The organism is Thermogemmatispora tikiterensis, assembly GCF_003268475.1.
GTDB classification, from domain to species: Bacteria; Chloroflexota; Ktedonobacteria; order Ktedonobacterales; family Ktedonobacteraceae; genus Thermogemmatispora; species Thermogemmatispora tikiterensis.
Map to the genome: position 1 here is coordinate 511,221 of NZ_MCIF01000002.1, position 24,607 is coordinate 535,827.

A 24,607-nucleotide genomic window follows, 5' to 3' on the forward strand; every position below is an offset into this window, starting at 1 on the left:
CCGTTCGCCAAGGAGGGCGAAAGAGTGCTTCTGGCCCGTCCTCCTTCCTGCTGCGCTCGGCTCGGGCATCAGAGGGAGGAAAGGGTAACGATCGTTTCTGTATGCATGCGTCTCTTCAGCAATGCCTGGTGAGCGGTGCGAGGCGGTGGCAGGTAGCGACGGTTGGGAGGCAGTTCCCGCTCGACCCAGCGCTCTAGTTGGAACCCCTGCCGCTGTGCCAGCAGCCAGAACAGGCGAGCGTTCTGCAGGAAGACGCCTCGCAGGCAGGAATTGCCCAGTACCACGATGGCGCGTCCGCCCGGGCGTAGCACGCGTCGCATCTCTGCAAGCAGCGCCGCCAGATCCAGCAGGTAGCGCTGCAGCATCCCTCGCTCGCGACTGGGCAGCTGCTGGAGTGTCTCCTGGCAAGGAGGAAGATCCTGCAGGGCCGTCAGGTCTGCACCTGGGACTGGCGCCCGCTCGGCCCCGATACTGTTCGCCCGGATGGCGCGCAGCTCCCGCAAGCGGTAGCCGAGCCAGACCAGGGCCAGACGGTGCCCGCGCAGATAGTCAATGGCATTGAGGTAGGGCGGCGAGGTCAGGACCACGTCGACGCTGTGGTCAGCCAGCGAGGCCAGGTGGCGGGCGTCCTCTAAAGCGATCTCCGCCGCGCCGGCCTGGGGTGGCTGCGCGTCCAGTCGGCTGGCGATCAGCTCCACGGCGCGAAGGAAGCCGTCTCGGACGGAGAAGGGAGTGGTCAGGCGCGTGCGGTGCGGACGACTGTGGGAGACGTCGCGAGCCAGGGAGGCGCCCAGGTCTTTGGTGATAATGATGCGGCTCAGGGCCAGCCGAAGAGCATCGCCGAGGGGACCGTCGTCGTCACACAGGGCGGCGCTGAGCAGACGCAGGTCTCGCTGCTGTGGCTCGGCAAACCAGTAGTGGACGAAGGTAGCGGTCTCGGGATCGTCGTCGATCCAGGGCAGCGGGACCGGCGTCGCAGCGCTGCTGAGGCGCGCCGCCAGCTGCCTGGCCCGTTGACGCAACTGATCTGTATTCAGGGGGGTGGTCCAGACCCGGGCCATCAGGACAGCCAGCGGGTCGATGTCGCGGCCAATGGCGCGAAGGCCGTGGGTGATGGCCGCTCTCAGCACGGTCCCTGAGCCCATCATGGGATCGAGGACCGTGCTGCCCGCCGGGACCTGGGCCAGCTCACTCAGAGCAACCTCGGGGGCCATCCGTGCGGGGAAGGGATGTACGGGCTTCAGATCTGTCATCGCTCTTCCTGACTTTCCTTGTCGTAGAGGCACTGGATGATCTTCCGCCGGCTAGAGGCAGCGTATAAGACTCTGTCTCAGGCCATCTCCTGCCCTGCCATAGCGAAGAACGGGCGCACTTAGCTGACATATTGCAGTAAGATCAAGCGATCGCTTGATTGGATTATATCACAAGATCTACCGAATGTTAGACTGGCCTCGTTGCTTTTGTCCTATCCTCATACTGAATGTCAAGTGTTCTTCTCTATCTCACTATGCCTGTCTCTCCGGTGGTGAGGGCGCGTAAGGCTGTTCACTCGCTAGTGATCCCCAAAGGGGTATCCCCTCGCTCCCTCCTCCACGAGAGTGCCAGTGAAAGGCTCAAGTGTCCTGGGTGAGATAGGGAAGAAGGAGACTGGCTAGTCGCCCTCCAGCTTCTGGATGAGCGGAGAATCTGCCAAACATTCTGCATGATTTCCCAAGCTTGGGTGACCGCGAAGGGTTTTATACTGTCTTCTAGCTCTAGCAGGCGCAGCTCTTGTTTTCCTGAGCAGCAGAGTGCTCCCCTTGATGTCTGGCCTGCTGCCTGCAAGAGATCAAGGATGGTTAGCTTGCAGCTAACCACTCTCTTCAGCACTGATAATCAAAAAGGAGGCTTTGATCCTATGACCGCCCCTGAACATGAAGGTCAGAAGCGCCACTTTGCCGGCAAAGTGGCCTTCGTCACTGGGGCCGCCAGTGGCATTGGGCGGGCGGCGGCTCTGGCCTTTGCGCGCGAGGGAGCAGGTGTCGCCGTTGCCGATATCTCCCTGGAGGGCAGCCAGGAGACAGCGCGACTCATCACAGAGGAAGGGGGGCAGGCCCTGGCCCTCAAATGTGACGTCACCCGGTCCGTGGACGTCAAGGCTGCCCTGGACAAAACTGTCGAAACCTTTGGGCGGCTGGACTATGCATTCAATAATGCTGGTATTGAGCAGGCTACGGCAGCCTTGGCCGACATCCCAGAAGAGGAATGGGAGCGTGTTCTCAGCGTCAATCTGCGAGGCGTCTTTCTCTGCATGAAGTATGAAATCCCGTTGCTGCTCCAATATGGAGGTGGCGTCATTGTAAATACCTCCTCGGGAGCGGGCGTCAAAGCCTTTCCGGGGGGAGCCGCGTACAGCGCCGCCAAGCACGGCGTCGTTGGCCTCACGAAGGTGGCGGCTCTCGACTATGCGCGCTCGAATATCCGGGTCAATGCCGTCTGTCCGGGAATCGTCGATACTCCCATGAGGCTGCGGGTCTTCGGCGATACTCCCGAGGAGCGGGCCAGGGTCCTCGCCCAGGAGCCGATCGGACGGATGGGTACGCCCGAAGAAATCGCTGCTGCGGTGATCTGGCTCTGCTCGGAGGCTGCTGCCTTTGTCACAGGTCACGCCCTGGTTGTCGATGGCGGCCAAACGCTCTAGCGACCACAAGGGAGTCTAGCCCTCGCCGCTGCCAGCGCTTGAAATGCAAGACCACTAACCAGATGATCAGTAAAGCGTCTCCTTCGGTACCTGAGAGAAGGAAAGGTAGAGGCAATGAGCCAATGGACGGAAGGAACCATCGAGGCGAATGGCATCCGCATCCACTATACTCGCACCGGTGACCAGCAACGGCGCAGTATCCTCCTGTTGCACGGCCTCACCGACAATGGCCGCTGCTGGTCGCGCGCAGCCACCGAGCTGGCGACTAGCTACGATGTCATCATGCCTGATGCCCGTGGACATGGGCAGTCAAGCCTCTCTGCAGAAGCGATCTCAATCGCCCTCCTGGCCGAAGATGCTGTCGCCGTCATACGTGCCCTGTCTCTAGACAGGCCCATACTCATCGGGCACTCAATGGGGGCGGTCACCGCTGCAATGGTCGCCGCTGAGTATCCCGACCTCGTGCGGGCCATCGTTCTCGAAGATCCTCCCCTCCTCGACGCCCCTCCCTTGCAGACTGACGTCACCAAGGCCCTCATTGCCACCCCTGACGGTCCGGCGTCTCCCTCGACCTGGCAGTGGCTCTTTGAACTGCGGGCCTTGCCGCCCGAAGAGCGCCTGATCAAGGCTCGGGCCCTGCAACCGGCCTGGGCTGAAGAAGAGATCGACCCCTGGGCCGCCTCCAAAGCCGAAGTGCAGATCGCCGTCCTGGATGCGGCCCATGTTGCGATAGGTGCCTTCCCCTGGCGCGAGGTATTCGCTCGCATCCAGTGCCCCATGCTACTGATCACCGGCGACCCCCAGCTGGGCGCGGTCCTGACCCCTGAGACAGCACACCAGGCGGCAGCGCTCGCGAGGCAGTGCCAGGTAGTCCAGATTGCTGGGGCTGGTCACAATATCCGCCGCGATCGCTATGAGGCCATGTTGAGGGCTGCAACTGGGTTTCTCGCTAAGGTCGAGGCTGAAGCAATGTAGACAGAGAGGCAGGCGCAGGAGAAGAGAGGGCTCGCTATGGCTCTGACCTTCCCCGCTCTCCCTCCCCTGTTAGCACAGCCCACAATAGCTTCCAAACGGCTCGCTCACTCGCCTCTGCATAGCTGAGGCTCTGGCTTGCTAATTCGCGGCAGGAAACCCCCCCGATCTGTCCTCTCCTGACCATCCTGCTAGTTTGCTTGCCTATAGTCATTGATGAGGCGCCCTGGCAAGAAGGTGTCTGGTTGCCTCGTGCTGCGCCTCATTCCAGCGCGCCCGCCGGCGGCATTCTGCAGAATCGGCCAATTATTAACGAAGAATATTCTATCGCTCTGCCTGCGAGCGTCTCTATAATACCTGGCAGATGAAAAAGCAAAGAAAGACTCACTCCTTGGAAGGTGATCAGTCAGTCCTTCTAGTCAGAGAAGGGAGCAAAATAGATGAAAGCAGCGATCTTTCGTGGAGCTGGCAATATCACGGTAGAAGAGCGTCCAGACCCAGTTATTCAGGAGCCGACTGACGCGATCGTCCGCATCGTTCGGGCCTGTGTCTGCGGCTCCGACCTCTGGTATTATCGCGGAATTGCGCCCCATCCCGAGGGGTCCATTGGTCACGAATTCATCGGTGTCGTCGAGGAGGTAGGCCCCGAGGTCACAACTATCAAGCGGGGCGACTTCGTCATTGCCCCCTTTGCTATTAGCGACGGTACCTGTCCGCACTGCCGGGCCGGCTTCCATACGGCCTGTGTCCGTGGGGGCTTCTTTGGTCAGGGCGTTGAAGGGGTCGCGGGACAGGCCGAACTGGCGCGGGTCCCGCTGGCCGACGGCACACTTGTTGCTGTTCCTGGGCGCCAGTTTTCCGATGAGGTGTTGGCCTCGCTCCTGACCCTGACCGATGTCATGGGGACCGGCTATCATGCCGCCATCTCGGCGGGGGTGAAGCCTGGCCAGACCGTGGCAGTGGTTGGCGATGGTGCTGTGGGCCTCTGTGCCGTGCTCTCTGCGCGGCTGCTTGGCGCTGAGCGCGTGATCATTCTCAGCCGCCACCCCAGGCGTCAGGAGCTGGCGCGCGAATTCGGTGCCACGGATATCGTGGCCGAGCGTGGTGATGCAGCGGTGCAGGCGATCATGCGCCTGACCGACGGCATCGGCGCGGACGCTGTCCTTGAATGCGTCGGCACCAACGAAGCCAACCAGACTGCCTTTGCCAGTGCCCGCCCCGGCGCCATTGTCGGACGCGTCGGTCTCCCCCACGAGGTCGAGATCCCAGCCGAAACGACCTTCTACCGCAACATCGGCATGCGTGGCGGCCCCGCGCCCGATCTGCTAGAGGCAGTTCTCAGCGGCAAGATCAATCCGGGTCGTGTCTTTGACTTCACAACCGATCTCGATCATACTGCTGAGGCTTACGCCGCGATGGACCAGCGCCGCGCCATCAAATCTCTGCTGATTGTGGGTCGCTAAGGAAAGGACCCCTTGTGTCAGGACAGCTGCATGATCGCATGCTCATCTGATCTTGCCGGATTCGGGCCGGCCACAAGAGGGCTTCTAAGAAGGTGAACCGGCTGTCTTCCCCTGAGCGAGAGGATGGGGCAGCAGAAGGAAGCTGTTGCCCCATCCTCCGTCTGTCTTTTTGGGTGGTTCGGAGCGTCGATGACGGCATGGCGGTCGTCGGCGCTGCCTGGATAGCCGTGGGGGTCCAGCTCTCTACCTTCGTTCGGGGGGAGATAGCGCGCCTTCTCTATCCAGAGAATCGTGAGCGCCCTGTGAGCAGTGTGAGTCTGTTTGGCGATCCATCGCGGCTGCACTGACTGGCGACCAGCCGACCAGCGGGCCGGGCCAGATCACTGCCCGCGCAGCCCACTTTTTCCTCCGAAGGGATCACTATCTTGGTCGCCCTCTTGATTTTGGCGGACCGGGACAGTAAAATGTCATTATGTTATAACATTTCAGAGAGCGGCGGAGGGAAGAAAGCGATGGCGGAGCCTCGCTATCGAGCGGCATCCAAAAGCAGCCCGGTGCCCATGCACTTCCAGGTTGAGCGAGACATGCGTGAACGCATTCTTAACGGCACCTGGAAGCCGGGGCAGCAGCTTCCAGGAGAGCTGGAACTGTGCAACCTCTACGGGGTCAGCCGCACGACGGTGCGTCAGGCCCTGGCGGTTCTGGTCGACGAGGGGCTGATCGTGCGCGAGCGAGGACGCGGCTCATTTGTGCGTGATCTCACCATTACCGCGGGCGCCCGCGGGCTGACCTCCTTTAGCGATGAAATGGCCGCCCGAGGTATGCGCGCTGGTGCGCGCGTTCTTAGCATTGGCCTCGAACCCTCCACGTCAGAAATGGCCCAGCGCCTGCGCCTGGCTGCTGGCGAAGCCCTGGTGGTTGTTCGCCGCGTGCGTTACGCCAACGACACCCCGATCGGCATTCAGACGGCCTATCTACCAGCGGCCCGCTTCCCTGAACTAGAGCGAGCTGACCTCAACGAGCGCTCGCTCTACCAGTATCTGGAGGAACGCTACGGCGTTGTGCCGGCTGAGGCGGTAGAAATCTTCTCGATGACCAGCATCAGCGGCCAGCAAGCGCAGCTGCTGCAGGTCAGCGAGGGGGCCTGTGGCTTCCACGTCGAGCGTCTGACCTTCGATGAAGCCAAGCAACCCTTTGAATTTGTCGTCTCGATCCTGCGCGGCGACCGCTATCGAGTCCAGCTCTTTCTACGGGCTTCCCGCAGGCAGCGCTAGCGGCGTGGTGCTGGGTGGAAGGCGCTCTCGCACCCCATCTCTCCAGACTGAAGGAGTGAGCATGCACCAGGAAGTACCCTATCTTTCAGCAGTCGCCCACACCATCGATAAGCTCCAGGAGCAGAGCGAACAGATCCGCCTGGTAGCTGAGCGCGTCGCCGACGTGATCGCCGGTGGTCACTGGGTGCGTCTATTCGGCAGCGGGCATTCTGTCCTCCCGGTCCAGGACTGTTTCCCGCGCTATGGCGGCTATGTCGGGTTCTACCCCATGATGGACCCGCGCCTGATGTGGACCGCCGTCAGCGGACCAGGAGGGGCAGAAGAGCTGCTCTGGCTGGAGCGCCAGGAGGACTACATCCGCATCTTCCTGCGTCATACGCGCTGGGACCCTGGCGACATGCTGATCGTTATCTCCCACGGCGGGCAGAATGCCGCACCAGTAGAAATGGCCCTGGCGGCCAAAGCCGCCGGTCTCTACGTGGTGGCGATCACCTCCGAAGAGAACCATCGCCATCGGCCTGCCACCCACTCCAGCGGGAAGAAACTGGGAGACATTGCCGATGTCATCCTCTTCAACGGCGTTCCCTCGGAGGATGCCGTCGTCGCTGTCCCGGGAGTTGCGGGCAAGGTAGGCGGCGTCTCGACGCTGGCCGCTATTGCCCTGGTGCAGGCCATCGTCTCAGAAACGGCCCTGGCCCTCGCCCGTCGCGGCTACCGGGTCCGTCCCTTTGCCTCCCCCAATACCGAGGGCGTGAGCCCCGACAACAATGAGGAGGTCTACAAGGAGTTCCGTCGTCGTCTATACGGCTCTTGAAAGCGCGATCTGCCAGCGCTGTTGCCGGCTTCTCTGGCTGATCCCCAACAGCGCCCACTCATGCGATCGACGGCAGAGGCCAGCACTCTCCTCCTGGCCCGCCTGGCCTGCGAAGGAGGCTGTCCCCCGGCCCGACTTGGGCATGAGATACTTCTCTGGAGGTAGCTATGCTACGCTTTTCACTGACGCGCCCAACACTGCGAGTCACCCTCGTGCTGATCTTGTTCTCCCTCCTGCTTGCTGCCTGCGGCGGTAGCAGTACCGGCTCGTCCTCCAGCAAGGTAACCATTACTTATCTGACCCACTGGTCGGGTCCCCAGGTTGACCAGCTCAACCAGGCTATCAGCGCCTACGAGAAGCTGCATCCCGAGGTGACGATCCAGGTGCGCACCGTGCCCTTTGGCAACCTGCTCACAACCATCACCACCCAGGGAAGCAGCGCCAGCGGGCCGACCATCATGGGCATCTACAATCTCTGGCTGCCTCAGCTGGTGCAGGACGGCCTGGTAGCTCAGGCCCCGACCACCTTTGTGCAGGATATCCAGCAGGCCTATCCTCAGAATGTGGTGTCTGCCGTTCAGGTCGACGGCAAAACCTATGGCTATCCTAACGAAGTTGACCTCTATGCCCTCAATTACAACAAGGCCCTCTTCCGCGAGGCCGGTATAGCCAACCCTCCGGCCACCTGGGACGAACTGGTGAGCGATGCCGTCAAGCTGACCAAGCGCGACAGCTCCGGCAAGATTCTCCAGCAGGGCTTTGGGGTCATCACCAGCTGGAATAGCGGCGTCGTTCACCCGTGGCTCTCGCTGGTGGATTCAGATGGCGGTCAGCTCCTCTCCGCCGATCACAAACCCCTGCTGACCAGCCAGGCTGCCCTTGATACGGCGAACCTCTACTATCAGTTGATTTTCCAGAAGAAGGTTACCGATCCGGCGATGGGCCAGGCCAATGCTTCGACGACCGGACCCTATCTTGAGAATTTTGTCGCGGGCAAGACAGCCATGATCATCATGGCCAACTGGTGGGAGAGTAACCTGAAGGCCGGCATGGGGGCGCGCTTTAGCGATGTCGGCACGGCTCCTATCCCCGTGGGACCACACGGCAACGGCTCCCATAGCGTGTCGTATTCCTGGAGTACGGTGGTCAATGCCAACGCGGACCCGGCTCAGCAAGAGGCGGCCTGGCAGTTCTTGCAGTGGCTCAATGGCCCTCAGAGCGGCAAAAATGGCTCCTCGGCCATGGGGGATATCCTGATGGGCATGGGGATTCTGCCAAGCCGTACCTCCGATCTGACGGCCCATCAGGCCGACTTAAGCGAGCCGTTCATCAGCACCTATGTCCAGCAGCTCAAGAACAGCATCCCGTTCCCGACGGTGCTGGGCGGCGATGAACTCACTACCAGCCTGCAGAAGTCGCTGGAGGCACTGATGTATGGCCAGAGTTCACCTCAGCAAGCGATGGCCCAGGCACAGAACAACCTCAGCCAGATTCTCAGCCGCTACTATTCCTGATATGGGGTAGGGAGGACGGAACAGTATTCCTGATACTGGAGTGAGGAGAGCCTAAGATAAGATAAGAAAGGAGGTCCTGCCAGGGCCGCTGGTGGATGCCTCGATCTCAGCAGCGCTGCCCTCGTGCAGGCCGCCCAGGCGGTGCACGCTCGGGAGAGAGGAAGAACCCCCCTCTCTCCCGAGGCAGCTGAACCTCCTTTCTCTTCCGTTCTCCAGAGTCGCCGATGGGATAGCTGAAAGCTTCCGGTGAAGGGAGGATCTGCAAATTGATACAGCGGCAGCGCTCGCTGATCCGCTCCAGGTCGCTGGCCACGGTCGGTTTCCTCAGTCCGGGCCTGGGTTTACTGATCGTTTTTGTGGCGGTGCCGATTCTCTTAACGGCCTGGATCAGCTTGCATCAAGGCTCGATGGCCATTCCTTACTCGCGCATGCGCTGGGTCGGCCTCAAGAACTACGCGACGGTCTTTGAGCAGCCGATCTTTCGCACGGCCCTGCTCAATGTCTTTCTCTATTCGCTGGCCAATCTCGTGATCATCCTGCCGCTAGCGATTCTGCTCGGTCTCTTTCTGTACCAGGCGCGGATTTACGGGCGTAATCTGCTGCGCACGGTGCTCTTCCTGCCCTACATGATTCCGACGGTTGCCGTGGCCATTGTCTGGGGCTATCTCTACGAGCCTCAATATGGACCACTCAATGAGATCCTGACCTGGCTACATCTGCCCCCCCAGGGCTGGTTAGGCTCCGTGCATGAGGCCATGCTCTCGCTGGTCATTTTGAATGTCTGGCAGACCCTGGGCTACTATGTGGTCATGGTGGTGGCGGGCCTGACGGAGATCCCCCAGGAGTATTATGAGGCCGCTTCTCTTGATGGCGCCGGCTGGTGGCGCCGCCACTGGTATATTACGCTCCCTCTGCTCAGACGGACGCTGGCCTTTGTCTTTGTGATTCTGACTATCAATACGCTACAGGTCTTTGACCCCGTCTACGTGCTGACGCAGGGATCTCCCGTCAATTCAACCGATGTCGCCGCCTACGAGATGTATATTACGGCATTTAACTACGGGCAGGCCGGACAGGCGAGCGCGATGGCGATGATTATGCTGGCGATTGTGCTGGTGCTCTCTCTGTTCCAGCTGCGCCTCTTCCGTTCCCTGTGAAGGCAGGGCAGGGTCGCAAGGGAAGGGAGTGCGCTGCGCGATGGTGAACCCGGCTCCCGCTGCTCCCGCAGGGGCGCGGGCATCAGACGACGAAGGAGAGCAACGATGTCGGTCTATACCAAGAGCTATCGTCGCCCCAGTCAGGGACGGCGCTGGCTCTCTCTGGCACTGCAGTATCTCTGTATGGTGCTGATCCTGGTGATCATGCTTTTCCCCTTCTTCTGGTTGATTGCCTCCAGCCTGAAGTCGCCAGAGGACCTGGAGGCGCTTCCGCCGGTCTGGTGGCCCGCTCACCCGGCTTTCTCTTCGTATCGAACGGTCTTCGAAGTAACGCCGTTTGCGCGCGCTATACTCAATTCGCTGATCGTGACTGTCTCCTCAACGGTGGGCATCCTGCTCACCAGTATCATGGCTGGTTATGTCTTCGCCAAGCATCAGTTCCGCGGGAAAAATGCCATCTTCGTCTGTGTCCTGGCGACCATGATGGTTCCCCAATTTGTCATGTTGATCCCGCTCTATCGCATGATGGCGGCCCTGCATCTCGATAATACCTATCCGGGCCTGATTCTGCCCAATCTGGCCAACGGCTTCGGTATCTTCTTGATGCGTCAGTTTATTGCCGGTATTCCCGATGAGCTGCTGGAGGCCGCCCGTCTGGATGGGGCTTCCGAGTGGACGCTCCTCTGGCGCGTAGTGGTGCCATTACTGCGTCCGGCAGCTGCGGCGCTGGTTCTCTTTGCCTTTGTCTTCCAGTGGAACAATTTCCTGTGGCCCCTCTCAATAGTCTATTCGCCCGAGATGAGCACGGTGGTCCTCTCGCTGAATGGGCTGCGGACCTATACATCGAGTGTCACATTCGCCAATATTGTTATGGCGGGCACGGCGATCGGCATCCTGCCCAGTGTGCTGCTGACGCTGTGGGCGCAGCGCTACTTTATCGAAGGGATCTCGCTGACCGGCATCAAGGGCTAAGCTGGCTTGAAGCGTCCACGACCAGGAGGTGTGAGGCAACAATGGAGTTGGGCATCGATGTAGGTGGTACGAAAATTCAGGGGGCCTATCTGACGGCGACGGGTGAGGTGGCCCTGACGCCGCGCGTCAGAACCCCAGCGAACTATGAGGAGTTTCTGCGCGCACTGGTGGAGCTGGTTGAAACGGTGGCGCGGCAGCAGGGAGAGCCGGTGGCGAGCATCGGCCTGGGGCTACCAGGCACCTGCACCCGTCGCCGGTCGCTCTGGGTGCCGAATCTCCCTTTTTTACATGAGCGCGAGCTGGCCGCCGAGTTGGAGCAGCGTCTGGGGGCGGCGGTGGTCTTGAGCAATGATGCTCAGCTTGCCCTGCTGGGTGAAGCCTGGCGTGGTGCGGCGCGCGGACGGCAGCAGGTCGCGCTGGTCAGTGTGGGCACAGGTATCGGTGGGGCACTCATGCTGGGGGGCCGGCTGGTCAGGGGGGCACATGGGAGCGCCGGCGCCTTTGGCTGGCTGACGCTCGATCGCGCTCACCTCCCTGATCCCGATCATGGCTATCTGGAATTACTGGCTTCCGGCAGCGCCCTGGCTGCTCGCAGCCAGCAGCTCGACCCGCCTCTGACTTCTTATGAGGTCATTGCTCAGGCCCGTCAGGGCCAGCCAGCCAGCCTTGCGCTCGTGGAGGAGGTAGGGCACCTGCTGGGGCTGGCTCTGGCAAGCATCGCCAGCCTGTTTGATCCCGAGCTGCTGATTATCACTGGAGGCCTCTGCGAGGCGTTTGATCTATTCTTCCCCTGGTTGCGTGAGAATCTCGCTCGCTATGGGGCTCCAGCGGTCCGGGAGACGCCGATTGTGCCCGCCCTGCTCGGAGACAAGGCCGCCGCCTATGGCGCTCTGCACGCCGCCCTCTCAGGCTCTGACTTCGTCTGAGCCTGAAGGTTCCTCTGCCGCCTCACATGTGCTGGTGTCCGGCTGGCAACTGACGCTGATTGCGGTATATGCTGTCTATTGTCTATGGACCTCCCTCTTGACGAGGCTCGACGAAGCTACCTCAATAGGCGTCTGTTGTCTGGCTGAACAGACAATCGCAGAAAGGAGTACAGACGATGGCGATCCCTGATGTAAGTCAGAAGACACTGGCCGAGCTGATCTCGCTACGCGGGCGCAATGCCGTTATTACCGGTGGGGCCCGGGGCCTTGGTCTGGCCATTGCGGAGCGACTGGCGGAGGCCGGAGCAGGGGTGCTACTGGGCGATCTGCGGGCCGATGAGGGCCAGGCCGCGGCGGAGCGTCTTGCTGCGCGCTATCAGGTGCGGGCGTTGTTTGCTTCTGTGGATGTCACGGATAGCGATTCGGTGCGCAATCTGGCCCAGCGGGCCGTGCAGGAGCTGGGCAGCCTGGATATCTGGGTCAACAACGCCGGTATCTATCCCAGCAGCCCCGTGCTGGAGATGTCTGATGAGCAATGGGACCGGGTGCTGGCGATCAATCTGCGCGGAACCTTTCTGGGAGCGCGCGAGGCGGCGCGTTGCATGATCCAGGCCCAGCGCGGCGGCGTGATTATCAATCTGGCCTCGACTGCCGGCTACCAGGGAGGGGCTGGCATGGCGCATTACGTGGCCTCAAAGCATGCAGTTCGGGGCCTGACGAAGAGCCTGGCCATTGAGTTTGGCCCCTACAATATTCGCGTGCTGGCTCTGGCTCCGACACTGATCCGCACGCCGGGGATCGCCGAGCTGCGTCAGGAGATGACGTCTGCCGGAGCGCCAGATGTGCTCGGCGACTCATTTGGCGAGAGTCTGCCGCTAGGACGGGCTGGAGTGCCCGACGATGTAGCACGGGTGGCGCTCTTCTGCGCCAGTGATCTGTCACTCTTGATGACCGGCAGCACGCTGGCCGTAGATGCCGGCGCGCTCGCCAGCTAGCCAGGGCCTGCCAGTGAAAGCCCCTGATCAAGGCGGCTCTCCTTTGGTCATGATCATGGTCGCCTGGTCCAGGTGGAGAGCCATCCACCTGGACCAGACACCGGCAAACCTCGCTGCTGCCGGGACGCACGGCGGCCAGGCCCGACTAAGATGATAGAGAGAACTCAGATCTCTCAGCCGTGGGTCGGCTTCTGGCCGTAGACGACTACGAAGGGACAACGGGTTTGCTGCGTATTCCATTCCTGGCTCGCGCGCTCAAGCAGGTCAAGGACTTCCTGCTCTGGGAGGTGAGCGAGGGCGGCTATAGGCCCACACACGGCCTTGGAAGCCTCGCGAATGTCGAGCGCCAGCAGGGAGCCAAGCCGTCCACCCCAGTCGCCGAGAGGAGCCTCGATCAGCTGGCGCTGGATATTGATGAAACCTGCTTCCGCCAGGTAACGCTCCAGGGAGCGCAGCACCACACCCTCGACATCCAGGCCACGCGTCGCCGCCAGGGGCCTCCCCAGCTGGTAGAAGGCGCGTGTGGCCGGTCCCGCCGGGACGAAGTCCTGCATGGTGCTGGTCTCAACCAGCTCAACCCAGCCGCCGGGGGCGGTAACACGCGCTAGCTCCTGGATCAGACCAGGCCAGGCGGCCACAGGTACGGCCAGAATCAGCAGCCGCTGGTGGACGAAATCGAACGAGCCACTTTCGAAGGGAAGCCCCTGCAGCGCATTGCTTTGCACAAAGCGGAAGTTCGCTGGGGGCGTGCTGGTGATCTTGACCTGCTCCAGGTCAAGGCCGATGACTTCGGCTTGAGGGAATTGCTGAGCCAATTCAAAGGCCCACTGACCCGTGCCGCACCCCACATCGAGGATACGGCGCGGCTGACCAATCGGCGCTAAGTAGTTGCCGCGTAGCAGGCTACGCAAAACATAATGCTGAAAGTCGAGCCGGTTCACTTCGCCGAGGTCTTTAGGTAACAAATAGGGCTGCTCTTGAAGATAGCGACGGTTGCCCTGCAGGCGCGGTAGAGCACCCTCGCCAGGTTGCCTGTCAGGTGCGGACGGGGCCACACCTGTAGGGCCAGCGGCAGCAGCTGGGGCACGGCGGCGACGGAAGAACCACCAGGGCATCGGCAGCTCCTTTCTCTGCTGGTGTCAGATCTCCTGCGAGGACGTTCCTGCTCTGCTCACAGTCCTCTCAGACACCTGCTCCTCAACTGCCTGCCTGCTGGCCGGCCAGCAGCGCGATCAAGGAAAGAATGCAGGCTGCAACCGCAGAGCGCAGGCCAGGCCGCCAGGCCAGACCTCTCAAGAAGTCAGGATCGATTCCCTCTCACGCAGGAGATGCTTCTCTGCCGGGAGTGTAGAGAAGCAGATAGGCCCCTGTCAATGCGTAGGAGAGGGAAATGCGCACTCCCTTCTATTTTTATGAGTTCTTAATGTGAAGCCTGCCTTATCGGCGCTGCTGTCAGGAGAAGACGAACCAGCAGAGAGCATTGCGCACCCGCTGGTCATCAAGAACCAGCTCACGAATGGCGTCGGGTAGTTGATCGCGCTGCCACTGGCACTCCCGCTGTCGTGCGCTCTCGCTCTCACCTGCCGGAGCAGCGGCACACGCGGCCTTGATCGCATAAGCAGCAGCGCCCAGGGCATGCGCGGCGACATGGGCAACGACCGCGGCCTGACCAGCGGCATAGGCGGCATAGCGGGCTGATCCGCGCAAGTCTCTGGCTGCTGCCATCGCATGCCCGCCAGCGGCACGGGCCTCCATCATCTTGATCTCGCCGCGGACCCAGGCGCGTGCAGCGGCGATAGCCTGACGCGGTCGTGGGTCCTCTGGACGGAGCGATTCAAAGAGCGGCAGCACGTGTTCTGCACAGGTGGCCGCCCAGAGAGCGAGCAAGTGATGATGCTCGTCGGTGAGGGTTCCGCCGCGGCGGATGGTCACCAGGCGGGGATCGCGTTCCTTCGGCAGAATCATATCCAGGTTTTTCTTTCCTTTCCAGGAGAACTGTGCGCCGGAAGCTTCCGGCTTGAAGCAGGAGTACCTGACTTGTAGAGTGGCAAGCTGCTCAGCTTGAATGAGTGTTGCTCTCCATGCCACTCAGGTTAGAAGTGGCCTCGTCGGGCCTGACTGGCGGGACCCGACTCTCCTGAAAGCCAGGCAAGGCCCGGACCATGCGCTGGATCTCGCGCCACTCTGACTGTGCTGAGCGCAGGTGGCAGCGCATAAAGTCGACACTCATGCTCAGGCCCTGCCGGGCGTGCCGCTGCGCGGCATCGCGAATCACCAGCGTTGCGACGACCGAGGCGGCCTCGCCTACCAGTGACCCGGCGACCTGTCCGGCCAGCGAGTAGATCAGGCCGTTGCTGGTCAGCGTGACCTCAAGCAAAGCCCCGGCAATATTAAAGACGATCATGACAACGGGAGACCAGGCCTTCAGCGGGATGCGCAGCTTTTTCTCCTGAATCCGCTGCACAATTCTTCTGGTCAGGCGGATGTAGCTCTCATACACGTGGGCTGCGCCCCCGTCAGCAAAGGTCTGGGGATGAGCGAGCAAGGCTCGCATCTGTTGCATATAGTCCTGCCATTCATCCATGCGGCGGATCGTCGCCACATCCTGCAGGCTAAGCAGGTGCAGAGACGGGAGATTCAGCCCTTGTTGCACAAGAGCAAAGGCCAGATGCTTAAGGAGCTGTACAATCTCCTCGCCGCTCAGCGATGCCTGCCGTTGGGGGGCAGCCAGCTCCTGTAAGGCAACACGAGGCAGGCTGTCGGCGGGCGTGAGCAGATAGCTGCCCAAAGCATCGGGGAGGTTCGCGTTATAGCGCAGATCAAAGAGCTGCTTCAGCTTTGCAGCAAAAGGCTTGCTGCTATCGTAGCGTCGCTCAGCTGTATTTGACCCTGCCACCACGAACTCCTTGTACAGAGCATCGCGAGTCACATCCTTGCCAGCGTCAGCCAGAGCGAGACAGAAACGTTCGACCTCGATCAGGCGTTGCCGAAAAGGCTCCCTGGCGCTCTCCGGAAGGGCGAGATCCTGCAGCCAGAGGTCGAGATCGTGCTCAGTAATGGACCTGGCGAAGCTGGTAAAGGGGTGCACCAGGGCCTGTCTGGCCCGGAGCTCGTTCTCCTGATCATCCCAGGAAAGGCGGAGACAGCGAGGGCGCACCTCCTGGCAGACCTCCCGCCACTGCTGGAAGGCCGCCGTGACGCCATAAGCCTGGCCTTGCGGTGAAGATTGGGGCGGATCTACCGGACTGCGTTCATAGAGCAAGAAGGGGACAATCGTAGCCTTTTCGAGCAACTCCTGGAAGATCTGGCGTGCAGGGTTGCGTCGGCCAACGTAGTCCTGCGTGACTGCTGCCGAATTATAGAGGTATGCACGATTCAGAATGATCTGCTCACTTTGAATAAGTAAGCGAATATACTCTGAGCGGACGTGATTTCTTAAGATTCGAGTGTGTTTTGTTGTCACTCCACCTGCCTGAAAAACTGGTTGAAGCAAGCTGCGTGGAAGCCACTGATTATCGAGGGCCTGAGCCACAGCAGGAATCGACTGCAGCTCATCGGTACTCAGACGCTCAAACTCAACGTTGCCATCTTGCCCAAGCCTGGCAGCTGGTGGCAATGGCCGCAGCGCTTGATCCTGAGCCTGGTCCGGGGCCATTTGAGAGGACGATTCGAGTGATTGGTTCATGGCCGGACTCCTTTCTCTCCAGAGAGAAAAACGTCTCAGTCCGCTCCTTTTTCCGTGTCTTCCGCTCCTTGTGTGTGGAGAACTTTTCATTGATTCCTTGACGTTGCCAGCGCTCTATACTCCAATGGAGATCGAGCTCGCTGATGGCGGAGCGAGGAGCAGACCAAAAGCCGCCCTGCCGATGCCTTCCAGATGGCGATAAAGGGCAAGATGGCAGATTAGTATTAAAATCTAAAAAACCTTAAAAGGTGTGTATTATAGGAGCAAAGATAGATGAGGAATTCAGAGCAGTACTTCGAGCTTGTTCACGAGCGTCACGATCTCTTTGCCAATCCGCCGGGGGCTATTATCACCATCTTGCTTGGTCAGGAGGAGATTGCCCAGGCTGAGGCCTCGATGCAGGAAGCGCTGGCCGCGCAAGGAATCGCCCAAGAAACGGCCAGGGAATGGTCGCAGGTGGGGGTCGCCTGTCGTGATCAATATCTGCTCGTGATACGCGATGCCGTCCGCTTCCCGGACGAAGCGATCGGCACCTATATCCGTCTGGTGACGCCGCAAGGGCAGACGCCTGGCGTTGCGATCCTCCCCCTATGTCAGGGGCAGATCCTACTCTTGCGTCATTTCCGCCACGCTACGCGCACCTGGCATCTGGAGATCCCGCGAGGATTTGGTTGGCCGGGTTGTACCAGCGAAGAAAGCGCCCGCAGAGAGCTGGAAGAAGAATTGGGGGCTGAGCCTGTGCGCCTGGTCCCCCTCGGCCAGATCCACCCCAATACCGGCATAGCGGCGGAATGTGACGAACTCTTTTATGCTGAAGTCGCAACCTTTCGCACAACAGAGCAGCGGGAGGCCATTAGCGAGATTCTACCAGTATCCCTTTCGCTGTTTGAGCGCCTGTTGCGCGAGAATAAGATTACCGACAGCTTCACGCTAGCGGCCTACGCGCGAGCCAGAGTGCAGGGCCTACTCTAGCCAGCCCGCGAGAGCCGAGCCAGGTGGCCACAGGCAACCGAGCAGACAAGCCTGCGGAGTGACCACTCCCAGCGCCACGGAAGGGAGCCTGTGCCACTACTCACCTGGCCTGCTCGGTCTCCACACGACCGGCAAGCCAATCGCCGGGTATGGTATACTCTGCTTCGGAGTGCTGCCCGTGCCTGCCTCCTTTAGAGAAGAGTGGTCGCTGCTGATCGAACAAGGAGGGCTGCGCAATGATTCGCGTCCTGATAGCCGACGATCACAAAGTAGTGCGTCAAGGGTTGCGCCTCTTTCTCCGTATGGACCCGGATATCGAAATTGTAGGTGAGGCAGCGAACGGCGCCGAGGCCGTCGAACTGGCGCGCCAGCTCATGCCCGATGTTGTCTTGATGGACATTCTGATGCCCGTCATGGACGGCATAGCTGCCACGGCAGCCATTCGCAAAGAACTGCCCGAGATCGAGGTGCTCGGGCTAACCAGCGTACTCGAAGAGAAGACCATTGTCGAGATTATGCGCGCTGGTGCTATTGGCTACCTGCTCAAAGATCTTGACGGCGAAGAGCTGTGTCGCTCCCTGCGTGCCGCCGCCGCTGGCCAGGTGCAGCTCGCGCCCTCGGCCCTTACTCATCTGATGCATGAACTGCACGGACAGGGTCAGGTTGAGAAGCTGACCGGGCGCGAAATGCAGGTGCTTCAGCTTCTCGGCCAGGGCCAGTCAAACAAACAGATTGCGCGCTCACTCCATCTGCGCGAAGAGACCGTTAAGACCCACGTCAGCAACATTCTCCATAAGCTCGGCGTACAGAGTCGCACCCAGGCCGTCCTTTATGCCATGCGCAATGGCTTGATGCCCGCACCCTAGCGCCTTCCTCGTCTATCCCACCTGGGAGGTGCGCCCAAGGGAGGTACCACCATGTCAAGTAGCTTGCGACCCGCCCTGACCTCTCGCAGAGCAGACAGCAATCCTCTGCCGCTTCAGCACCTTTTGCATCTCAGTCGCCTGGACCCGGCCATCGTAGCGCCTTTGCTCGATCTTTCCCCAGACGGCTACCTGATCAGCAATGCCGAGCAGATCTGTCTCTATGGTAATCGGGCTGCCGCCGAGATCTTCGGACGCGAAGTCAGCAGCCTGCAGGGCCAGCCCCTGAGCGTACTCTTTCCCCAGCAGCAGAGCGATAGCGCCCAGCTCTTCAGCCTGCGGGCCGGGCGCTGGTCCGCGATCATTCTCCGTTCCAATGGCGAGAAGCGGGAAGTAGAATGCCAGCAGAGTGTCATTGAGAGTCAGGGAGAGTGGTTCACCATCATCGTCGTGCGTGACCTTACCTTCCAGCGCCAGCTTGAACGCAAGGCTGAAGTGCTGGCGCAGTTTGCCAGCACACTGGTTGGCGCCGGCTCGCTGGAGGCCACGCTCAACGCCCTGGCGCGTAGTGTAGTCCAGGCGACAGGAGTCATGGCCTGCCTCGTACCACTCATTAACGGTGAGCCCCCTCTCTTCCGCGTGGTTGGCAGCTACGGTCTCCCGCCAGGCTATGCCCACGGCCTGGTGCGATTGGTGCAGCAGGGCATCTGCCTCCCTACGATGCAGGCTTACGCGGAGCGGCGGACCGTTGTGGCGACCGGCCTGCGTCAGGCGTTATTGGCCGACCCCCATTACGAGCCTGTTCACCCTTTCCTGCGTGCCTCCTGCTGGGAGACCATCGTCTGCATCCCCTTGATCTATGGCAGCGAATGCCGGGGCGTCTTTACCGTCTATTGTCCGCCGGGGCCGCCGCCCGATGAGAGCGAGATCGCCTTCTTCTCTGCCATTGCCGATCAGGCAGCCGTCGCCGTCGAGAACGCGCGGCTGCTGCAGACCGCCCAGGAAAAAGCCGCCCTGGAAGAGCGTCAACGCCTGGCACGTGAACTACACGACTCAGTCGCTCAGGGTCTCTACGGCATCGTTTTGGGAGCGCAGGCGGCCCGAGCTGCTCTGGAGACCGATCAGAGGCACGCGCACGAATCTCTTGATTACGTGCTTTCCCTGGCCAGGGCTACCCATGCTGAGATGCGTTCGCTGATCTTCGCCCTCCATCCTGAAGCCCTGGAGAGCAACGGCATCGTCGAGGCCCTCGCCCGGCGCGCCGCGGCCATTAAGGCCCTGCACCAGCTGGACGTAGAGACACGACTCGACCCTGAGCCAGGGCTTCCCCTGGAAACCAAAGAAGCGCTCTATCGCATTGCGCAAGAGGCTCTCTACAACGTGGTCAAGCATGCGCGCGCTCATCGCTGTCAGCTGGCTCTTTATAGAGAGGCTGGGACGATAGTGCTGGAAGTAGGCGATGATGGCCTGGGCTTCGATACCACTGCCACCTTTCCCGGCCATCTTGGGCTGCACTCCATGCGCGAGCGCGCCAGCCAGATCGGGGGCGTCCTCGAGATCACCAGCGCGCCGGCCCAGGGCACACTGGTCCGCGTCAGGCTCCCTCTTGCCACCTAAGTATGGCCTCCTTCCCCTTTTTGGGGGAGGAAGCCATCCCTCGAAAGTCTCTCCCTCCAACCACCCTTTGTCTGATGTATTCCTCCCTGCCGGGATGCTACGCTAGGAGAGGAAACGACAGCGGCGTGGACTGAGATTATGGCTGTTCTTTAGCAGGAGTGTGCGCTGTGATGGACATCCGTCGGGCTGACCATGTGGCCCTGCTGGTGAAAGAAGTGGACCGTTCGCGCCAATTCTATAGCCAGGTACTGGGTCTGCAGGAGATTCCTCGTCCCCCCAGCTTTGACTTTCCCGGCGCCTGGCTGACCAGAGGAGATTTTCAGATCCACCTGATTGGCGAAGAAGTTGCCGGGCGGGCGTTGGAAACCCATCCTGGCTATCTGCCCAAGGAGCTGGCCCTTGGGCGGGTCACCCATCTGGCCTTTGAGGTCATCGACCTGGAAGGGGCCAGGCAGCACCTGCAGGCGCTGGGCGTGCCCATCGTCGGGGGGCCGCGACCACGCGGTGACGGCGTCATGCAGCTCTACATCTGTGATCCCGATGGCCATGTCATCGAACTCTTCGCCTGGTCATCGCGTCCCTGAGCGAGCACAGAGGCAATGACCAGCACAGGCAGAGAACCCTGAGCGATGAGGCAGGAAGAAGCAGAGTCGAAGCGCGTGTCGCCATTGCCGCAAATTGAGATCACAGGGCGCAGGGCTGCCGCCTGTCCTGTCTCGCCAGCTGACGGCCCGTGACCTGAAGGACCCCCGAGACGAGAAAGGAAGGGAACTGCTCATGAAGCCAGCGCGTTTCCGCTATTTTGCTCCACATACTATCGCCGAAGCCACGCAATTACTGGACGAGCAGGGAGAGGAAGCCCGTCTTCTGGCTGGTGGCCAGAGCCTGCTTCCCTTGCTCAATCTCCGCCTGGCCCGCCCCTCAGCGCTCATTGACCTCAACGAGATCCAGAGTCTGGCCTTCATTCATCCGCAGAATGGCGGTCTGGTCTTGGGCGCACTGACACGCGATGCTACCCTGGAGCGCGATCCACTGGTAGCAGCCCGGCAGCCTCTCCTGGCCGAAGCCGCCCACTACGTCGGGCACCCCGCCATTCGCCATCGGAGCACGCTGGGTGGCAGCCTCGCCCATGCCGACCCAGCGGCGGAGCTGCCCGCCGTGATGCTGGCCCTGGAGGCTACCTTCACCCTACAGAGCAGCAACGGCAATCGCACCATCGCAGCGGCAGCCTTCTTCACGGGGCCATTTCAGACGGCTCTGCAGCATGGGGAAGTTCTGACCGAAATACACCTTCCTGGCCTGCCACCCCGCAGCGGTAGCGCCTTCCTCGAATTCGCGCGGCGCGAAGGCGATTACGCTCTGGCTGGTGTCGCCGCTGTCATCTCCCTGGCCGAAGATGGCACCATCGCCCAGGCCCGCCTTGCTCTCTGTAGCGTTGACCCCACTCCGCTCCGAGCTGCCGCCGCCGAAACCGTCCTCCGAGGCCGCCATCCCGACAATGTCGCCTGGCAGGCCGCCGCGGAAGCCGTTGTCAGTGACCTCAAAGAGCCTCCTTCGGATATTCACGGCTCTGCCGATTACCGCCGTCACCTGGCTGGCGTGCTGACCCGGCGCGCCTTGGCGCTGGCCGCCCAGCGCGCAGAAAGGAGCCACTCATGATGGATGACGACTTTATCCCGGTGCGCCTCTCTGTCAACGGCGTCCCCCATCGCCTCTTCGTCGAGCCGCGCCGCACCTTGTTGGACATGCTACGAGAAGACCTGGAACTGACGGGTACAAACGCTGGCTGCGAGCACGGCAGCTGTGGCGCCTGTACCGTCCTGCTCGATGGCCAGAGCGTACGGGCCTGTCTGTTACTGGCTGTGCAGGCCAATGGCCATGAGGTGATGACCGTCGAGGGCCTGGCCCGCCACGGGCGTATGCATCCCTTACAAGAAGCTTTCTGGGAAAAACAGGCGCTTCAGTGTGGCTTTTGCACGCCGGGCATGCTCATGACAGCCTACGAGCTGCTTCAGCAGAATCCCGATCCTGGCGAAGAGGAAATCCGTTCCGCCCTTTCCGGCAATCTCTGCCGCTGCACGGGCTATCAGCACATCGTCGAGGCTATCCGCCTGGCAGCCCAGCGCCTGCGTGAGGAGGCGGAGGCCGCCACTCCGTCGGAGACGACGGCTTGACCTCACGAAAGGAGCGTGCACCCATGACCACTACTGTCAGCGAACGCGCCTGGATTGGCAAGGACCTCAAGCGGCGAGAAGATCCCGCCTTACTGATGGGAACGGTAACCTATATCAACGATTTCAAGGTCGCAGGGATGCTGCACGCCGCCGTTCTGCGCAGTCCCTATGCCCATGCCCGCATTCGAGCCATCGACACCAGCGCAGCGCGTGCCCTGCCAGGGGTGCAGGCCGTGCTCACAGGCAAGGAGGCCGCCGAGGTCATTGGTCCGGTACCGGCTTTCTGTGCTGAACCCGTGGTCGAACAGGCCATCGCCGTTGAAAAAGTGCGCTATGCCGGCGAGGCAGTGGTCGCTGTCGCCGCTGAGAGCCGCGCCATCGCTGAGGATGCCCTTGACCTGATTGAAATTGACTGGGAGCCGCTGCCAGCGGTGACCGACGCCCTCAGCGCCATGCAGCCCGGCGCGCCCCTCGTCCACGAGAATCTTGGAACCAACGTCGTCTATGACCATGTTTTTACCTTCGGCGATGTTGACGGAGACTTTGCTCAGGCCGACCATGTCATTCGGCGCCGCTTGCGCTGGCCACGGGCCACAGCAGCCCCACTGGAGCCAAATGGCGCCGTCTGTGCTTATGACCCGGCCAGGGGCACGATGGAGATCTGGTCGAATACCAACATGCTCAACTCGGCCTCCTGGGTCATGTCCAGCATGCTCAAGATCCCACCCCACAAGCTCAACTTCTACCCGATGTATACCGGGGGCAGCTTTGGCAGCAAGCATTTCCTGGCCAAGGTCATCGGCATCGCCGGCGCCCTCTCCAAAGTCACAGGTCGCCCGGTCAAGTTCATGGAAGATCGCCTGGACAACCTGATGGCCAACGATTCTCAGGGACCGGAACGCATCTACGATGCTGAGCTGGCGGTGACCAACGACGGCAAGTTCCTCAGTCTGCGCCTGCAGACCATCGACGACTACGGCGCCTACTTCATCTTTGCCATTACCGGCAACACCAACATGATGGCGCAGATTACCGGCCCCTACACCATTCGCAGCGTAGCAACGGGCATCAAGGCCGTCTTGACCAACAAAAATCAGCAGACCGTCTTTCGGGGGGCCGGTTCCGACGTTGGCAATTGGGTTCTTGAGCGCTTAGTCGATGCCGCCGCCGAGCAGCTGGGGATCGATCGCGTCGAGATTCGCCGGCGCAACTTCATTCAGCCCGACCAGTTCCCCTACAAGATTCCTACCGGCAACGTCTACGACAGCGGTAACTATCCTGGCGTCCTCGACCTGGCCCTGGCGCACTTCGACCTTGACGCCTGGCGCCAGGAGCAGGCGCGGGCGCGTCAGGAGGGGCGCTATCTGGGCATTGGGCTGGCAACGGCCCAGCAGCGCAGCACCTACAGCTCGACGGAGTTCTGGTTTCACAACCCCGCACCAGCTACGGGCCTCAACTCAACCCCGGAAAGCGTACGCATCAGCGTTGGCCCCACCGGAGGAGTGACGGTCACCATGTTCTCACCGTTCTGGGGCAACAGTCCCGAGACCGTGGTGGCGCAGGTCGTGGCCGAAGAGCTGGACATTGATCCCCGCGACGTCAACGTCACCTACGATAGCACCGCGCACGCCCTGCCGAGCGCCGGCCCGGGTGGCAGTCGCATGACGGTCATGCTGGCTGGGGCGGTACATGGTGCTGCTGCCCGTCTCAAGGAAAAAATCTTCAAGATTGCTGCCCATATGCTCGAAGCCAGCGTCTCCGATCTGGAACTGGTCGGCGGTCAGGTGCGCGTCAAGGGCGTGCCCTCCTCCTCTGTCAGCCTGGCTGATATCGGCATGCGCGCCTACTGGTTCAAGCTCGACCTGCCGCCCGAGCTGGAGAGCGGCCTTGAAGGCACCTTTACCTACGATCATCCCTATACCACGAAGCCACACGACGACCGCAAGGACCTGGGGGTCTTCTATCCGATCATGGGACACGCCGCCCATCTGGTGGCCGTCGAGGTGGATATCGAGACGGGGGCGGTGCTCTTTAAGAAGTATGTGGCCGTGCACGACGTTGGCACTGTCCTCAATCCGCGTTCGCTGCAGGGCCAGATCCGTGGCGGCATCGCCCAGGGCATCGGCCTGGCGCTCCTGGAAGAGGTGCGTTACGGCGCGGATGGGCAGAATCTCACGTCGACCTTTGTCGACTACCTCTTGCCCTCGGCCAGCGATGTGCCCTCCATCGAGGTCTACCATCAAGAGACACCCTCGCCCTTCACCGCCTATGGCGTCAAAGGCGGTGGGGAAGGCGGGCGCATGGTGGCGCCGCCAGCCGTCACGAGCGCCATTGAGGATGCCCTCAGACCCTTCGGGATCAGCATCGCTGAGATGCCGATCACTCCCGAGAAGATTGTCCGCTGGGTCAAGGAGGCCCAGAGCCGCCACTCGAGACAGACACACTGAGGCGACAACTACACCACCGCAGGCAGTCCGCTCCGGCCCGAGCGGCTGCCTCCTCTTTCGTCTGGCTTGGCATACCGTCCCA

The 24,607-nt window shown here is 61.3% G+C and carries 21 protein-coding genes; 17 read left to right on the forward strand and 4 right to left on the reverse strand.

Annotation, left to right across the window (positions count from 1 at the left end; translation table 11 throughout):
- Positions 1 to 68: 68 nt before the first annotated feature.
- The gene (locus A4R35_RS02250) at positions 69 to 1,253 is read right to left on the reverse strand and encodes a TRM11 family methyltransferase (RefSeq protein WP_112426132.1); all 1,185 of its coding nucleotides are present in this window, start codon (positions 1,251 to 1,253) and stop codon (positions 69 to 71) included.
- Positions 1,254 to 1,897: 644 nt separating this feature from the next.
- On the opposite strand from A4R35_RS02250, the gene A4R35_RS02255 reads away from it, so the two are divergent.
- From A4R35_RS02255 to A4R35_RS02300, 10 genes are all read left to right on the forward strand, one after another.
- On the forward strand, positions 1,898 to 2,680 hold the full coding sequence (locus tag A4R35_RS02255) for an SDR family oxidoreductase (RefSeq protein ID WP_112433946.1): 783 nt from the start codon (positions 1,898 to 1,900) through the stop codon (positions 2,678 to 2,680).
- A gap of 114 nt (positions 2,681 to 2,794) precedes the next feature.
- Entirely contained in the window at positions 2,795 to 3,655 is an 861-nt protein-coding gene (locus A4R35_RS02260) for an alpha/beta fold hydrolase (RefSeq protein WP_112426134.1), read from the forward strand.
- Positions 3,656 to 4,092: 437 nt separating this feature from the next.
- Positions 4,093 to 5,115 (forward strand): zinc-dependent alcohol dehydrogenase family protein, encoded by a 1,023-nt coding sequence (locus tag A4R35_RS02265; protein WP_112426136.1) that lies wholly within the window; start codon positions 4,093 to 4,095, stop codon positions 5,113 to 5,115.
- A gap of 560 nt (positions 5,116 to 5,675) precedes the next feature.
- Positions 5,676 to 6,389: a GntR family transcriptional regulator gene (locus A4R35_RS02270; protein WP_189361247.1), complete on the forward strand. Its 714-nt coding sequence runs from the start codon at positions 5,676 to 5,678 to the stop codon at positions 6,387 to 6,389.
- 61 nt (positions 6,390 to 6,450) lie between these two features.
- Entirely contained in the window at positions 6,451 to 7,203 is a 753-nt protein-coding gene (locus tag A4R35_RS02275) for a sugar isomerase domain-containing protein (RefSeq protein WP_112426139.1), read from the forward strand.
- A gap of 167 nt (positions 7,204 to 7,370) precedes the next feature.
- Positions 7,371 to 8,717 (forward strand): ABC transporter substrate-binding protein, encoded by a 1,347-nt coding sequence (locus A4R35_RS02280; protein ID WP_112426141.1) that lies wholly within the window; start codon positions 7,371 to 7,373, stop codon positions 8,715 to 8,717.
- Positions 8,718 to 8,983: 266 nt separating this feature from the next.
- Positions 8,984 to 9,874: a carbohydrate ABC transporter permease gene (locus tag A4R35_RS02285; protein ID WP_112426143.1), complete on the forward strand. Its 891-nt coding sequence runs from the start codon at positions 8,984 to 8,986 to the stop codon at positions 9,872 to 9,874.
- 105 nt (positions 9,875 to 9,979) lie between these two features.
- Positions 9,980 to 10,846, forward strand: a complete 867-nt coding sequence (locus A4R35_RS02290; protein WP_112426145.1) for a carbohydrate ABC transporter permease — start codon at positions 9,980 to 9,982, stop codon at positions 10,844 to 10,846.
- 41 nt (positions 10,847 to 10,887) lie between these two features.
- Complete coding sequence (locus A4R35_RS02295; RefSeq protein ID WP_112426148.1) at positions 10,888 to 11,772, forward strand: ROK family protein; 885 nt, start codon at positions 10,888 to 10,890, stop codon at positions 11,770 to 11,772.
- Between the two features lie 176 nt (positions 11,773 to 11,948).
- The gene (locus tag A4R35_RS02300) at positions 11,949 to 12,767 is read left to right on the forward strand and encodes an SDR family NAD(P)-dependent oxidoreductase (protein ID WP_112426150.1); all 819 of its coding nucleotides are present in this window, start codon (positions 11,949 to 11,951) and stop codon (positions 12,765 to 12,767) included.
- A gap of 173 nt (positions 12,768 to 12,940) precedes the next feature.
- Here A4R35_RS02300 and A4R35_RS02305 read toward each other — a convergent pair whose 3' ends face one another.
- From A4R35_RS02305 to A4R35_RS02315, 3 genes are all read right to left on the reverse strand, one after another.
- Positions 12,941 to 13,882 carry a class I SAM-dependent methyltransferase gene (locus A4R35_RS02305; protein WP_112426152.1) on the reverse strand — a complete coding sequence of 314 codons (942 nt, stop codon included), beginning with the start codon at positions 13,880 to 13,882 and terminating at the stop codon, positions 12,941 to 12,943.
- A gap of 337 nt (positions 13,883 to 14,219) precedes the next feature.
- Entirely contained in the window at positions 14,220 to 14,732 is a 513-nt protein-coding gene (locus tag A4R35_RS02310; RefSeq protein WP_112426154.1) for a putative immunity protein, read from the reverse strand.
- Positions 14,733 to 14,823: 91 nt separating this feature from the next.
- Complete coding sequence (locus tag A4R35_RS02315; protein ID WP_112426156.1) at positions 14,824 to 16,452, reverse strand: hypothetical protein; 1,629 nt, start codon at positions 16,450 to 16,452, stop codon at positions 14,824 to 14,826.
- Positions 16,453 to 16,725: 273 nt separating this feature from the next.
- On the opposite strand from A4R35_RS02315, the gene A4R35_RS02320 reads away from it, so the two are divergent.
- From A4R35_RS02320 to A4R35_RS02350, 7 genes are all read left to right on the forward strand, one after another.
- Complete coding sequence (locus A4R35_RS02320; RefSeq protein ID WP_112426158.1) at positions 16,726 to 17,424, forward strand: NUDIX hydrolase; 699 nt, start codon at positions 16,726 to 16,728, stop codon at positions 17,422 to 17,424.
- A gap of 236 nt (positions 17,425 to 17,660) precedes the next feature.
- Positions 17,661 to 18,290, forward strand: a complete 630-nt coding sequence (locus A4R35_RS02325) for a response regulator (protein ID WP_112426160.1) — start codon at positions 17,661 to 17,663, stop codon at positions 18,288 to 18,290.
- 51 nt (positions 18,291 to 18,341) lie between these two features.
- Entirely contained in the window at positions 18,342 to 19,904 is a 1,563-nt protein-coding gene (locus tag A4R35_RS02330) for a PAS domain-containing sensor histidine kinase (protein WP_112426161.1), read from the forward strand.
- 170 nt (positions 19,905 to 20,074) lie between these two features.
- Positions 20,075 to 20,488, forward strand: coding sequence for a VOC family protein (locus tag A4R35_RS02335; protein ID WP_112426163.1), 414 nt, complete (start codon positions 20,075 to 20,077; stop codon positions 20,486 to 20,488).
- Positions 20,489 to 20,681: 193 nt separating this feature from the next.
- Complete coding sequence (locus tag A4R35_RS02340; RefSeq protein ID WP_112426165.1) at positions 20,682 to 21,563, forward strand: FAD binding domain-containing protein; 882 nt, start codon at positions 20,682 to 20,684, stop codon at positions 21,561 to 21,563.
- Positions 21,560 to 22,078, forward strand: a complete 519-nt coding sequence (locus A4R35_RS02345; RefSeq protein ID WP_223258152.1) for a (2Fe-2S)-binding protein — start codon at positions 21,560 to 21,562, stop codon at positions 22,076 to 22,078. Before A4R35_RS02340 ends, A4R35_RS02345 begins: the two co-directional genes overlap by 4 nt.
- A gap of 23 nt (positions 22,079 to 22,101) precedes the next feature.
- The gene (locus A4R35_RS02350) at positions 22,102 to 24,525 is read left to right on the forward strand and encodes a xanthine dehydrogenase family protein molybdopterin-binding subunit (protein WP_112426169.1); all 2,424 of its coding nucleotides are present in this window, start codon (positions 22,102 to 22,104) and stop codon (positions 24,523 to 24,525) included.
- Positions 24,526 to 24,607: the final 82 nt, after the last annotated feature.

Bases quoted from the DNA above. Each gene is read 5' to 3' on its own strand.
- A4R35_RS02250 (WP_112426132.1), bottom strand. From the start codon at position 1,253: ATGACAGATCTGAAGCCCGTACATCCCTTCCCCGCACGGATGGCCCCC.
- A4R35_RS02255 (WP_112433946.1), top strand. From the start codon at position 1,898: ATGACCGCCCCTGAACATGAAGGTCAGAAGCGCCACTTTGCCGGCAAA.
- A4R35_RS02260 (WP_112426134.1), top strand. From the start codon at position 2,795: ATGAGCCAATGGACGGAAGGAACCATCGAGGCGAATGGCATCCGCATC.
- A4R35_RS02265 (WP_112426136.1), top strand. From the start codon at position 4,093: ATGAAAGCAGCGATCTTTCGTGGAGCTGGCAATATCACGGTAGAAGAG.
- A4R35_RS02270 (WP_189361247.1), top strand. From the start codon at position 5,676: ATGCACTTCCAGGTTGAGCGAGACATGCGTGAACGCATTCTTAACGGC.
- A4R35_RS02275 (WP_112426139.1), top strand. From the start codon at position 6,451: ATGCACCAGGAAGTACCCTATCTTTCAGCAGTCGCCCACACCATCGAT.
- A4R35_RS02280 (WP_112426141.1), top strand. From the start codon at position 7,371: ATGCTACGCTTTTCACTGACGCGCCCAACACTGCGAGTCACCCTCGTG.
- A4R35_RS02290 (WP_112426145.1), top strand. From the start codon at position 9,980: ATGTCGGTCTATACCAAGAGCTATCGTCGCCCCAGTCAGGGACGGCGC.
- A4R35_RS02295 (WP_112426148.1), top strand. From the start codon at position 10,888: ATGGAGTTGGGCATCGATGTAGGTGGTACGAAAATTCAGGGGGCCTAT.
- A4R35_RS02300 (WP_112426150.1), top strand. From the start codon at position 11,949: ATGGCGATCCCTGATGTAAGTCAGAAGACACTGGCCGAGCTGATCTCG.
- A4R35_RS02305 (WP_112426152.1), bottom strand. From the start codon at position 13,882: ATGCCCTGGTGGTTCTTCCGTCGCCGCCGTGCCCCAGCTGCTGCCGCT.
- A4R35_RS02310 (WP_112426154.1), bottom strand. From the start codon at position 14,732: ATGATTCTGCCGAAGGAACGCGATCCCCGCCTGGTGACCATCCGCCGC.
- A4R35_RS02315 (WP_112426156.1), bottom strand. From the start codon at position 16,452: ATGAACCAATCACTCGAATCGTCCTCTCAAATGGCCCCGGACCAGGCT.
- A4R35_RS02320 (WP_112426158.1), top strand. From the start codon at position 16,726: ATGAGGAATTCAGAGCAGTACTTCGAGCTTGTTCACGAGCGTCACGAT.
- A4R35_RS02325 (WP_112426160.1), top strand. From the start codon at position 17,661: ATGATTCGCGTCCTGATAGCCGACGATCACAAAGTAGTGCGTCAAGGG.
- A4R35_RS02330 (WP_112426161.1), top strand. From the start codon at position 18,342: ATGTCAAGTAGCTTGCGACCCGCCCTGACCTCTCGCAGAGCAGACAGC.
- A4R35_RS02335 (WP_112426163.1), top strand. From the start codon at position 20,075: ATGGACATCCGTCGGGCTGACCATGTGGCCCTGCTGGTGAAAGAAGTG.
- A4R35_RS02340 (WP_112426165.1), top strand. From the start codon at position 20,682: ATGAAGCCAGCGCGTTTCCGCTATTTTGCTCCACATACTATCGCCGAA.
- A4R35_RS02345 (WP_223258152.1), top strand. From the start codon at position 21,560: ATGATGGATGACGACTTTATCCCGGTGCGCCTCTCTGTCAACGGCGTC.
- A4R35_RS02350 (WP_112426169.1), top strand. From the start codon at position 22,102: ATGACCACTACTGTCAGCGAACGCGCCTGGATTGGCAAGGACCTCAAG.